This window comes from Paenibacillus sp. MDV22-iso6 (assembly GCF_058408365.1).
This window is the reverse complement of sequence record NZ_JBZVDZ010000012.1, coordinates 79200-91578: the sequence shown is the minus strand read 5'-3', so window position 1 is coordinate 91578 and position 12379 is coordinate 79200. Positions and strand designations below refer to the sequence as shown.

General features: G+C 47.3%; 8 protein-coding genes and 1 pseudogene. 3 read left to right on the top strand and 6 right to left on the bottom strand.

Annotated features, from left to right (window positions below; translation table 11 throughout):
- Positions 1-51 precede the first annotated feature (51 nt).
- The 3 genes from AC4PM4_RS27175 to AC4PM4_RS27165 all read left to right on the top strand — a co-directional run bounded on the left by AC4PM4_RS27175 (position 52) and on the right by AC4PM4_RS27165 (position 4251).
- Positions 52-1347 (top strand): four-carbon acid sugar kinase family protein, encoded by a 1296-nt coding sequence (locus AC4PM4_RS27175; protein WP_491614971.1) that lies wholly within the window; start codon positions 52-54, stop codon positions 1345-1347.
- The gene (pdxA, locus tag AC4PM4_RS27170) at positions 1344-2345 is read left to right on the top strand and encodes a 4-hydroxythreonine-4-phosphate dehydrogenase PdxA (RefSeq protein ID WP_079697276.1); all 1002 of its coding nucleotides are present in this window, start codon (positions 1344-1346) and stop codon (positions 2343-2345) included. The genes AC4PM4_RS27175 and pdxA overlap by 4 nt, the downstream gene beginning before the upstream one ends.
- Before the next feature lie 184 nt (positions 2346-2529).
- The gene (locus AC4PM4_RS27165) at positions 2530-4251 is read left to right on the top strand and encodes a sulfatase family protein (protein ID WP_491615002.1); all 1722 of its coding nucleotides are present in this window, start codon (positions 2530-2532) and stop codon (positions 4249-4251) included.
- 196 nt (positions 4252-4447) lie between these two features.
- On the opposite strand, the pseudogene AC4PM4_RS27160 reads toward AC4PM4_RS27165, so the two are convergent.
- The 6 genes and pseudogenes from AC4PM4_RS27160 to AC4PM4_RS27135 all read right to left on the bottom strand — a co-directional run bounded on the left by AC4PM4_RS27160 (position 4448) and on the right by AC4PM4_RS27135 (position 12376).
- Positions 4448-4980 (bottom strand): annotated as a pseudogene (locus tag AC4PM4_RS27160) (GNAT family N-acetyltransferase).
- A 125-nt stretch (positions 4981-5105) separates the two neighbouring features.
- Positions 5106-6233: a glycoside hydrolase family 88 protein gene (locus AC4PM4_RS27155; protein WP_491614970.1), complete on the bottom strand. Its 1128-nt coding sequence runs from the start codon at positions 6231-6233 to the stop codon at positions 5106-5108.
- Positions 6234-6266: 33 nt separating this feature from the next.
- Positions 6267-8600 (bottom strand): helix-turn-helix domain-containing protein, encoded by a 2334-nt coding sequence (locus AC4PM4_RS27150; RefSeq protein ID WP_491614969.1) that lies wholly within the window; start codon positions 8598-8600, stop codon positions 6267-6269.
- Between the two features lie 49 nt (positions 8601-8649).
- Positions 8650-9534 carry a carbohydrate ABC transporter permease gene (locus tag AC4PM4_RS27145; protein ID WP_072735774.1) on the bottom strand — a complete coding sequence of 295 codons (885 nt, stop codon included), beginning with the start codon at positions 9532-9534 and terminating at the stop codon, positions 8650-8652.
- Positions 9535-9563: 29 nt separating this feature from the next.
- Entirely contained in the window at positions 9564-10490 is a 927-nt protein-coding gene (locus tag AC4PM4_RS27140; protein ID WP_491614968.1) for an ABC transporter permease, read from the bottom strand.
- An 80-nt stretch (positions 10491-10570) separates the two neighbouring features.
- Positions 10571-12376: an extracellular solute-binding protein gene (locus tag AC4PM4_RS27135; protein WP_491614967.1), complete on the bottom strand. Its 1806-nt coding sequence runs from the start codon at positions 12374-12376 to the stop codon at positions 10571-10573.
- Between the last annotated feature and the right edge of the window lie 3 nt (positions 12377-12379).

Genomic DNA, 12379 nt, shown 5'->3' with positions numbered 1-12379 from the left:
TTAGCTGACCGGACTTATATTTAATTTTGATTTTCAAGGAGGGATGACTGCATGAAATTAGCCATTATTGCAGATGATTTGACCGGCGCCAATGACAGCGGGGTGCAGCTTGCCCGCCATGGATTAAAGACAAGCGTACTATTCAACATGGACGAAAATAACATTCGTAATTACGATGCGGTCGTGTTTGATACCGACAGCCGTTCCATCACACCGGAGGATGCGTATCAGCGGGTTAGTCGAGCAGCCGAACTGCTGTTAAAGAACGGATTTGGCACCATTTTCAAAAAAATGGATTCAACCATGCGCGGAAACATCGGGATCGAGATCGACGCTTTGTATGATGTGGTCAAACCCGATTTTATGATGATCGCCCCAGGCTATCCCAAGAACAATCGCACCATTCTTAATGGCACGCATTATCTGAACGGCGTTCCACTGGCCGATACCGAGATTGCGAATGATCCAAAGACACCTGTGACCCTTTCATATCTTCCGGATTTGCTCAAGCTTCAGACCAAGTATGAAGTGGGCGAGATTACGGTGAGTGATCTTGAATCGGGTACAGATCATATGAAGACGCAACTGGAAACCTTTAAGGCAAACGGCATTCCCTATATCCTCGTCGACTCGACGGATGAGCAGCATTTGGAGCAGGTACTAAGCATCACCAGCAAGCTTGATTATTCATTTGCCTGGGCAGGATCGGCGGGAATTGCGAACTATCTTCCCACTCATTACGGCTTGGGAGCCAAATCTGCGGAATTGACCATTCCGGCAAATCCAGGTCCGATCCTCACCGTTGTAGGGAGTGTGAACAAAAACTCTCGTGAGCAGCTCAAGCAGTTGCTACAGAAAACCGACGTATCACCCATCCCGTTCCACTCGTTCAAAGCCGTATCGGGAGCAGCAGATCGTGAGCAAGAAATCGAGCGTGTGTATGAGGAAGTGATGGCCAAAGCCGTAGAAGGCAATGACGTTGTCCTCTATTCAACCGCCGAACAGGTAGATATTGAACTAGCACGTGCTACGGGTGAAGTCAGAGGACTTAATCACACCGAGGTCAGCAATGAAATTGTACGGGCCATAGGTGAAATCTGCGCCAAGCTGCTGGAGAATGGGTATTTCAAAGGTGTATCTATGACGGGCGGAGATACAGCTAAACAAATTTGTATGAAGTGGAATATCAGCGGTTTTGAGCTGCTTGATGAGCTTGAAATTGGTGTACCGATATCGAAATTTATTGGAATTGAGGATCTGCACGTGATTACCAAAGCGGGCGGGTTCGGCAAGCCCGACGTCTTCATCCATGCAATAGAAAAATTAAAAGGAGGAGTTACCGTATGAAACCAACCGTAGGAATTACAATGGGCGATGCAGCAGGTATTGGACCCGAGATCATTATGAAAGCATTGGGCCATCAGGAGGTCTACAAAAATTGCAATCCACTCGTCATTGGCGATGCAAAAATATTGGAGCGTGTCCTGCCTGTCATCGGATCGAGCCTGAAAGTAAATGCCATTCATGAACCATCCGAAGCCAAGTATGAATTCGGTACAGTGGACGTTATTGATTTGGATCTCATTCCTGCAGATCTGGAATATGGAAAAGTGTCTGCCGTTGCGGGAGATGCAGCATTTCAGTTTCTGGCGAAGGCCATTGATCTAGCGAAAAAACAGCAAATTCACTCCATCTGCACAGCGCCTCTGAACAAGGAAGCCCTGCACCTAGGTGGGCACTTGTATCCAGGTCACACCGAGATTTTGGCTGATTTGACCGATACTGAGGATTTCTCCATGATGCTGACTACACCCAATCTGCGAGTGATTCACCTTACGACGCATATGGGTCTGATTGATGCCATTGCCAGCATCAACCCGGAAAGAACATACACTGTGGTTAAACTGGCTCATGATACTTTGAAAAAAGCTGGCTTCGAAAATCCGCGTGTAGCTGTTTGCGGTATTAACCCGCATGCAGGTGAGAACGGACTGTTCGGTAATGGTGAAGAGGAAGAAAAACTGCAGCCCGGCATCGAACGTGCGCAAAAGGAAGGCATTAACGTCGTTGGTCCACTTCCGGCGGACACGTTATTCTTCCGCGCTGGCCGTGGCGATTTTGATATCGTTGTGGCTTGTTATCACGACCAAGGACATGCACCAATTAAGGTCATGGGCATTGAAGAAGGCGTGAACATTACGGTGGGTCTCAAAGGCGGCATTATCCGTACTTCTGTAGACCATGGAACAGCCTTTGACATCGCAGGCAAAAACATCGCCGATGACAAAAGCATGCTGGCCGCCATCCGTTCCGCCATTGAACTTGCGCCCAAAACGCAAATTTAAAGTAATCCAAGAGATATATACAGTAACGACCGTTCCCCATTCTTCTACTGGGAAACGGTCGTTTTGTGTACAAGCGCAGTCAGTGGATATGGACTTTTCGTAATCATCATCACATACCTTAAAGTAAAAAAACGATTGAGGGTGTATGAACTCCGTGAACAATACTTCCCTGCCATCTTCTACTATGGAGAAACCCAACTTTCTCGTCATCCTTGTGGATGAAGAGCGTTATCCTCCTGTATATGAGAGCAAAGAAATACAGGCATGGCGTAGAGAAAATCTGATTACCCAGGAACGTTTAAAGTCTCATAGTATGGAATTCCATCGGCATTATATCGGAACAACCGCCTGCTGTCCCAGCCGGGCTACCATTTTCACAGGTCAGTATCCATCACTGCACGGTGTCAGTCAGACTGTCGGCATTGCCAAGGAATCGTATGACTCTGACATGTTCTGGCTGAATCCTAATACGGTGCCTACGATGGGCAATTACTTCCGAGCAGCAGGATACCAGACGTACTATAAGGGAAAATGGCATATATCCAATGCGGATATCATCTCTCCCGGCACCCACCAAAGCGTTCCCAGTTACCACCCCCTGACCGGGGTTCCTGAACCCCAGTTGGAAAGCCTGTACCTTCACGCGAGTCGTTTGGAGGACTTCGGATTCTCCGATTGGATCGGCCCTGATCCCATAGGCAGAAACCCCCGAAACTCCGCTTCCTCCGCCGCTTTTGGCTTAAGTGGACGTGATGAGGTATACGCCGCCGAAACAGTTCATCTCATTGAGTCCCTTGATCGCAGGAAGAATGAACACCAACAAGTCGAGCCCTGGCTCATTGTCTCTTCCTTTGTGAATCCCCATGATATTACGTTATATGGTGATCTCGCCGCGCGCCTACCCGATTTCAAATTCGAGGTAGATCCGATGCCCGCAGTCGACGCTCCCCCGACAATACACGAGTGGCTGGGTACCAAACCACGTTGTCAGGCAAATTACCGAGACTTGTATCCAAGAGCTTTACAGCCTATCACCGATCAGAGCTTCTATCGCCAGCTATATTACCAATTGCAAAAAAATGCGGATTGCCAAATGTTCAAAGTGTATGAGGCTCTTACGCGCTCCTCCTTCTATGACAATACCATTGTTATTTTCACATCGGATCATGGCGACCTGTTGGGCGCTCACGGCAATCTTCATCAAAAATGGTACTGTGCCTATGAGGAATACCTTCATGTTCCTTTTTTGATTCACAATAAACAACTGTTTCCCGAGCAACAACATGTGCATAGCCTGACAAGTCATGTCGATCTGCTGCCAACCATGCTGGGTCTGGCCCATATTAACGTTTCCGAAATCCATGGACGATTGCAAAAGAATTTCAGTGAAGCCCGCCATTTGGTAGGACGGAATCTCACACCTCTAATTTATGGAGATGATAATCCGTCGCGGACCCAGCAACCGGTCTATTTTATGACGGACGATGATGTCACACGTGGTCAGCACCAAACCAATCCATTAGGCATGCCCTATTCGTCTGTGGTACAACCCAACCATATCGAAACCGTAATTACCACCCTTTATAAAAACAACAAACCGGAAATCTGGAAGTTTTCCCGGTACTTTGACAATACTCAATTTTGGAGTCAGCCTGGGGTAAAAGATGTCATCACACAGCCCGTTGGAAAGCCCGCTTCAGGACAATGTGTAACGTTAACGAAAACACAGCCGGTACCTGATGAATATGAATTGTACAACTTGACGGACGACCCGCTGGAGACCTGCAATCTGGCCCATTCTGCTTATGCCACTCCGCAGACGATGAACATTCAGCAATGGATGATGCAACTTCTGGAGGAACAACGGAAACAAAAACGTTTGTATCCTCATCAATCTACGATATAGAGATTTGGAGAAATAACATCCCTATCATTCGTTAAACCAAATCGTAGACTTATGGAAATTGCAGCTATTAACATGTGCTCGGTTCGTTAAATAGTAATAAGCTAAAAAGGATGTCCTCGTCATGTTCATGACTTATGGGACATCCCCTTTGTATATTTATATTGAAATGAAGACTCATCATCCAAGCCCAATTTCGTTATTTATCTGAACCATACAATCTTAGCTCTTCTGCATCATCCGAAAACCGGATCATTTTTTCAAATTTTAATCCCAGTTTTTCAAGAAGCTTTGCAGATTTTTGATTATTTGATGAAGTGATCGCCACGATCCGATCGAAGCCCAGCACCGTTCTTCCATGGTCCAATGTTGCCGCAGCGGACTCGTACGCATATCCATTCCCCCAGAACTGTGGAAGAAAAGCATACCCGATGTCCACATCTTCCAAAGAATCTCGTTTGATCAGCCCACAAATCCCGACCGGAACACCATCCGCTTTCCGCTCCATCAAGAACAGCCCGAACCCTAAGCGGTTGTACATCTCGACTGGGCCATTCAGGATATATTCACGTGCGCCTTCCACGGTTCTCACACCTCTGTCGCCAATAACTCCAGCCAGGAAGGATCATTCAAAAGCTCAAGCATAAACTCCCCATCATCCGGTGACAGCCAACGAAGGTTTAACCGATCTGTTTCAAGAACTTTCAAGAAAACATCCCCCTTCTGGAGCATGGACGATGAAACCCACCAGAATATAAATGTTTGGCCCAATACTCTCAATAGATAACATTATACTGACCCTTAATCTTACTTCACAAGTTGATACAACAAAAAACTAATGTATATAAGGAGTCACCTTATCGATCGTACCAATATCCAGGAATACCTCTTTCCAGACGCATCAGCGCCTCAAGATAAAAATAATCGCCCCAGATCGTGTAATCATCAGGTGAATCTCCACCTCTTACGGAGTATGAACCATGCTTCAGCAGACCCTCAGCTGTATCCGAGCCCTGCGTGGAGTAGTGATTAATTAAGGATTTCATGGACGATTCCGCTGCGTTCTGAAAAACCTCCCGCTCAGGATCGGCTTCATCAAGCCGCCCGGCAATTTCCAGCAGACCACAGGCAACAATAGCCGATGCAGAACTGTCCCGCTTCGTGTCTGACGTCTGCGGGGCATCAAAATCCCAATACGCTACTTCGTCCTCCGGAAGATGGGCAAGGAAATAACGGGCAAGACGTTTGGCTGTCTCCAGCATCTCTGTACTTTGCAGATAGCGGCTGCACAGTGCAAATCCGTATATTCCCCATGCCTGTCCGCGAGTCCAGGTAGAGCCATCATTGTAGCCTTGATGCGTACCGCCTCGAATAGCCTCTCCGGTAGCCTGGTCAAAATAAAAGGTATGATAACTTGAGTCGTCTCCACGAACGAGGAAGCGGCGGCTTTTCAGTGCATGCAGTTCGGCAACGCGGCGATACTCCTCGTTATTGGTCTGCTCATACGCCCAGAACAGCAGTGGAAGATTGAGCAGGCAATCGATAATAATTCGCCCTCCGTTATTCACATCACCTTTCCGCCCCCAGGCCTGAATCAGTCCAGCATCCTCCCGCCAGCGTTTCATCAGCATATCGGCTGCCTCCAGCGTAAGTTTCCTTGCAGCGGCGTCATGCTCCACAATCCATTGTGCCTTAGAAGACAACGAATAAAGGAAGCCAATATCATGATGATCGAAAATGATTTTCTGCTCCATTCGCCGACGGAAGTTATCGACGCTATCCACGGCAGCCTCACGAAACCTCTGGTCCTGAGTATACTCCGTGCATAACCACAGGATGCCTGACCAGAACCCTGCCGTCCACTCCATATTATCGTTAAGCACATAATGCTCATCCCCATTACTAACATGGGGAAAGCGTCCTTCGAATCGATCTATATTATGCCGAGTGACATGGAGTGCATCTTCAATAGCTTTTTTCCACATGGAACAGTTCCTCCTCTAGACAAGTCATATTCTTCAAGCCTCTTGCTGGACAAGTCTGCTATTTTGCTTATATTGACCGGGAGTGATCCCCTCATATTTCTTGAAAACACGAATGAACGAATTGCTGTTCAGGAAACCTACCCGCTCGGATACGTCCTGGATCGTCAGTTCCTCTGCCTGTAGAATTTTCTTGGATTGCTCAATTCGATATTGGTTGATGTAATCGATCACGTTGACTCCGGTCTGTTCCTTGAAGTACTTTGAGACATAGGTTGGATGAAACCGAAAGCGCTCGGATAAATGGGTCAAGCCCAGATTGACATCTGCATAACTCTCATGAATGAATTCCACCAGTTGATCCCTCAATTCCTCACTGCGGGACCGCTTGCGCTCATGCACCGTCTGGCATACCGTCTCCAGTATCCGCAGCAATTCGGACTCAATCTCCTCAAAGGTCTCACATGCAAACAATTGCCGAATCAGATCGTTGCGCTGCGTCATCTCGTTCTGGTCGTCCGTCTTGATCTGCTCCGTAGCTTTCAGAAAGGTACCGATCAACTCAAACATCAGACAGCGAGCCAGTTCAACAGACAAGGGCTCTCCCGCAAAATTAGTCATGAGAATCTCATTCATCACTTCCGTGGAACGGGCATAATTTCCAGTAGCAATATAATTGATGAGCTGTCTCTCCAGATCAAGAGGGTAATACAGCTCCTCCTTGGGCCGACGAATCCGGTTCGGATCAATAATTTGACCGATCCCCAGAATCAGCCTGTATTCCAGCGCTTCTTCCGATTCCCGGAAACAATCCGCGATTTCCCCAATACGGTGATGAACATGGCTAACGCCAACAGTGAAGTACACGCAGAATCGGGAGCCGATGAAACGCTGGGCTTCTTCGACTGCACGAATTAACCGATGACTGGTATCCTCCTCACACTCCCGAATATTGATCAGGAACGCAATTCTTCCATCAATGTCCGCAGAGTATACATGACCGATTGAGCCGATCATCTCCTCCAGCACATTGGTCAGAATCAGATGCACAAATTGATGCTTCTCCTCCTGGTCCTGCTCACGTACTCTGGAACGGAACAGCCCTTCAACATCCTCAATGTGCAGGAGCAATACAGCAAAAGACTCCGTCTCGAATCGAATACCTGAACGTTCCAAGGTCGAAGCAAACCCCTCACCCACCTGTACCCTACCCTTCATCAACTTGGTGAGCAGACTGCTCCTTATAACGCTTTGCTGATCCTTAAGCCTGTTCGCAAATTGATCCTGCTCTTCCCAAGCTTGGATCAGAACAGATTGCAAAATGCCATATTCATCGTCTGGCTGCTCCAGTTTCCATTTGACCTTATCCGAGATAATGTTCATGATCCGTCCCAGCGGACGGTAATTCCGTCTGGTGAACCACCAGGCTGCCACCCCACCAAGGATAAGCCCTGCGGCAACACCTCCAAGCGTAATATCGCGGATTACCGTCAGCTTCTTGGCATAGATTCGGGTAGGTATGATGGATACATACTTCCAGTCCTGGATCTTAGAAGAAATCTGCGATATGGTCACGGATTCTCCGTTCCAATCGATCGTTTCCGTTCTTTTCCCAGCATCATTGAAAAGGTTAAGGTCCTCCCCACTCATGTAAGGGGTTTCAAGTGATCCGGTAGAAAATAACGTTTGACCGTCGTGATCCAGAATGAACACAGTGCTCTCTTTTTCCAAACGTACGTTATCAATGGCTTGCTGGAATCGGTTAGGGTCCAGGCTAACAACGAAGGTCGCAGGGCTGTCAGCGCCATTCTGAATAGGAAACGGCTGAATATAGACCAGCGTGTCTTCAATCCGTCGATCTTCACTCCGAACCTCCATCTTTCGGTACATGCTCTTACCGGAATCATGCATAAGCCGGGTCCAAGCTTCCTCGGTTACATTGGTGCCCTGATAGAACATGTCATATAGATAATTTTTTTGAATAAGTGAAGACGAGGACAACGCGATATCGGATTGTTTGATATAAATATACAGTTCACTAATCAAGCCGTTTCCGACGCGTGTAGATTTCAGGTTTTTGATTAGATCAATCCCCATGAACCTCCAGCGGGCATCCTGTTCAGACGCATGATTAATGAAGCTCATGAGTTGGGAGTCAGCCATTAATTGATTGCTAATGCTGCCAATATCACCAATCTGGTTATCAATGGTTTCCTGTACCTGAGATAACAGCACCATGTTGGAACGATTCACTTCTTCCTCAAGCAACATCCGAGACTCGGCAAAAACAGCAGCACCGATCACAATCGGTATGAGCAGAATGACCATGTAAGAAATGCCCCAGGATAACAGGATGCTTTTTCTCTTCATGCGTCTCCTCCTCACCGTTTGTTATTTGGTATGGCTTGATAAGGCAACTCTATTCTTTGATTGCTCCGATCATAACACCTTTAACAAAGTATTTCTGCAGAAACGGATAGATGAACAATATAGGCAGGGTGGCTACCATGACGGTTGCGTATTTTACACTTTCCCCGATGGCTTCTTTGTCCATAGCGGTCGCTCCTGTGGTCATCGAGTCTGTACTGTTCTGAATCAGAATTTCTCGCAGCACCAGTTGAAGTGGAAACAGGTTCCGGTCCCGAATATACAAGATCGCACTGAACCATGAATTCCAGTGACCGACGCCGTAAAAGAGAATCATCACCGCAATAACGGGCATGGACAATGGTACGACGATCCGCCACAGAATGAGCATCTCTCCCGCCCCGTCTATACGGGCCGATTCTAGTAGACTTTCCGAGATTTCCGCAAAGGAAGTTCGCATAATAATCAGATTATAGCTGCTGATCAGACCGGGTACAATCAGAGCCCAGAGGCTGTTGCCCATATGAAGCGTGTTATTGATCAAAAGATAAGACGGTATGATTCCGCCGTTAAAAAACATCGTAAATACAATCGCCAGCATAATCGGATTGCGGAGCATAAAGCTTTTGCGGGACAACGTGTACGCCCCCAGAATGGTGAACAGCAGATTAAGCGCCGTGCCCACCACCACAATGAATATCGTATTCCGGTATCCGGACAGAATATTGGGGTTGCTTAGCACCAGCTTGTAGCTCTCCATTGTAATTCCTTTGGGGAAAAGCAGCAGGCCTCTATGGGCCATGAGTTGACCTGAGTCGCTAAGCGATGCATTCAGCACATGCAGCAGCGGATACAAGGTTACGATAATTAGCCCTGTCATCAGAATTGCGTTCGCACCGCCAAACAGACGCTCTCCAATGGACCTTTTCATTCGCAAAGAAATCCCTCCCTTCACCTCGTTCTTGGCTAGAACAGCTTGGTATTGGATATCGCCTTGGACAGGCGATTGGCACCGATTAGCAGCGTAAAGTTGATGACCGACTGGAAGAGACCCACCGCGGTGGTATAGCTGAACTCGGCACTTTCACTAATCCCTTTGCGGTAGACAAACGTCGAGATCACATCTGCTGTATCATACACATTCGGATTATAGAGCAGAATAATTTTCTCGAACCCAATCTCCATCAGTCCACCAATGCGGAGTATGAGGAGGATCATAATCATCGGAATGATGCCGGGAAGCGTGATATGCCACACCTGGCGAAGCCGACTCGCTCCGTCCACGTTGGCAGCATCGTAGAGCTCAGGGTTAATGCCGCTAAGTGCAGCCAAATAAATGATGCTGGAGAAGCCGAGCTCCTGCCAGATCGATGAGGCGGTATAAATGGTACGGAAATTGGCCGGATCGCTGAGAAGCGCGCTGCTCTGACCGCCAAAATAGCCAATGATGGTGTTAAACAGTCCATCACGAGATGAGAAATCAACAATCATGCCACAGATGACAACAATGGAAATAAAGTGAGGAATATACGAGATCGTCTGCACCGTACGTTTGAAGATTTCATGTCTGAGCTCGTTAAGCAGAAGAGCAAGAAGAATGGGAGCCGGAAAACCGAACAACAGCTGATAAAAGCTTAGCAAAAGAGTATTCTTCAGAATCCGCCAGAAATAATAGCTCTGAAAGAAATCACGAAAATGCTGCAATCCGACCCAATCACTGCCCCATATACCTTTGCCTACCGAGTAGTCTTTGAACGCAATGATGGCTCCGTACATCGGCAGGTATTTGAAGACGAGAAAATATAAAACGACGGGAAAAGCCATCCAATAGATGGCTTTATTCTTTTTGTAATTGAGCCATAACAAGGAAAGCTTGTGCGACAACTCCTTCATCCCCTTCCTTTTTCATTCCAAAGAGGGCATCCACGGCAGCAAAGTCGTAAAACGGCTACACCACCGTGGACATCTCTTCCTTATCTGGCGTTATAACGGTCCAGGGCAGCTTGCTGAATTTCAATAGCCCGTTTCACGTTAAACTTGTTGATCTGATCCACAAACTTGTCAAAGTTCTCAATCGGCTCAACCCCAATGACAAATTTGACGAACATCTCGTCCCGGTAGGTTCCAATATCACTCATGATCTTGCTGTACTCCGTAGATTCTTCTGTTGTCAGACTGGTTGGAGGAAGGCCCACCTTCAGTGTATTCTCGCTGTATTTGGAGAACAGAACCGCCGCATCCTTCTGCTGTTGGAGCTGATAATATTGCTCGTTGTACCGATCGTCATCCTCCCCCACGAAGGGATAGTTCGCAATAAAATGTTTGGCCATGGCCCGAGCAACCGACAGACCGTCTGGATTTTTCAAAATCTCATCAGTATAGGTCGGGTAACCGTCCTTCATCGTATAGGTGAGGCCCTCCATACCGAAATTTTTCAGCATATGTCCTTCTTCACTGAAGAAATAATCGAGTGCTTTGACCGTTTCCTCCGGATGTTTGTTGCTATTGGTGAGCACAACGCCGCTACTGCTCCACTCCCAGGAGCGTCCGGTAAACAGTGGTTCATCACCCTTATTCAGCACCGGATATTGAGTGGCTGTCAGGTTGGCGTTCGGATCCGTTTCCTGCAGAGCGGGCAGGTAGCGGCCTACACCTCCACCGATGAAGGTGAAAAACGCACCAGCTTGACTGCTCAAAATTTTGGCGTCGTATGTTTTCTGATCATTGGTAGCAAAATCGGGATCAATCAATCCCTCCTGATACCAGCGATGGAACATCGTTAGAAATTCCTTATATTCTGGCTCGATTGGTCCATAGACCACCTTGCCATCTTTCATAAACGTATTATTAGTGATGCCGTAAGCCTCCAGATATGTCGGTGCGGCTGGTCCCATCGTGCTCATTTTGGGTGGTGCACCAAACAACAGGGGCGCTGCTACGCCTTTTTTCTCCTTGAAGGCCTTGAGTACCGTCTCCCATTCCTCAATCGTTTCCGGTTTCTCCAGCTTCAGCTCATCCAACCAATCCTGACGGATGAACGTACCGCCGAAGGTTTTGTATTCCCCAAGCCGCAGATGCGGTATCGCATAGATATCTCCGTTGTCGGCTTTTAACTGTTTGGCAACCTCGGGATTCTCGTCCAGGATCTTTTTCAAATTGGGAGCGTATTCATCAATAAGATCGTTAAGTCGAATGATGATACCATCATTGAATAGCTTGGCGTAATCTCCATTGACAAACATGGCATCAGGCAGCTGATTCGAGGCAATCATGACATTGAACTGTTCGGTCTCGGCACCCACAGCGGGATGCTGGAATTCGATTTTGGTATTGGTTTTCTTCTCCCATTCCTTAATCGCCGTGATTTCATTCATGCTCTTGAGTGTGATGGAAGCATTGGTATTCATCGACATCCAGATTGAAATGGGGGTAGGTCCATCTCCTCCTGCTTCACCTGCACTTCCGTTGTCTCCTGAACAGCCCCCAAGAGCAGCAATGCTCATCATTAGACAGATTCCAATTGTCAGTCGTTTTCTCCATGACCTTTTCATCACTTCACGTCCCCCCATTGAATTTGTATCGTGGATAAGCAGCCCTGTCATCTCTCTCCATAAAGTTACCGTTTGTCCGCTATATTGGCTATCCTCCATTCTTGCCGACATATCCAAAATTTGATATTTCCATGCGCGGCGCAGGATTTGCACATGAATGCAAGAGATCAAGATCATATATCCAGATTGAACGGTGAGTAAATAAGTGATGAACGTTTGTAAAAACATACA

Bases quoted from the DNA above. Each gene is read 5' to 3' on its own strand.
- AC4PM4_RS27175 (WP_491614971.1), top strand. From the start codon at position 52: ATGAAATTAGCCATTATTGCAGATGATTTGACCGGCGCCAATGACAGC.
- pdxA (WP_079697276.1), top strand. From the start codon at position 1,344: ATGAAACCAACCGTAGGAATTACAATGGGCGATGCAGCAGGTATTGGA.
- AC4PM4_RS27165 (WP_491615002.1), top strand. From the start codon at position 2,530: ATGGAGAAACCCAACTTTCTCGTCATCCTTGTGGATGAAGAGCGTTAT.
- AC4PM4_RS27155 (WP_491614970.1), bottom strand. From the start codon at position 6,233: ATGTGGAAAAAAGCTATTGAAGATGCACTCCATGTCACTCGGCATAAT.
- AC4PM4_RS27150 (WP_491614969.1), bottom strand. From the start codon at position 8,600: ATGAAGAGAAAAAGCATCCTGTTATCCTGGGGCATTTCTTACATGGTC.
- AC4PM4_RS27140 (WP_491614968.1), bottom strand. From the start codon at position 10,490: ATGAAGGAGTTGTCGCACAAGCTTTCCTTGTTATGGCTCAATTACAAA.
- AC4PM4_RS27135 (WP_491614967.1), bottom strand. From the start codon at position 12,376: ATGTTTTTACAAACGTTCATCACTTATTTACTCACCGTTCAATCTGGA.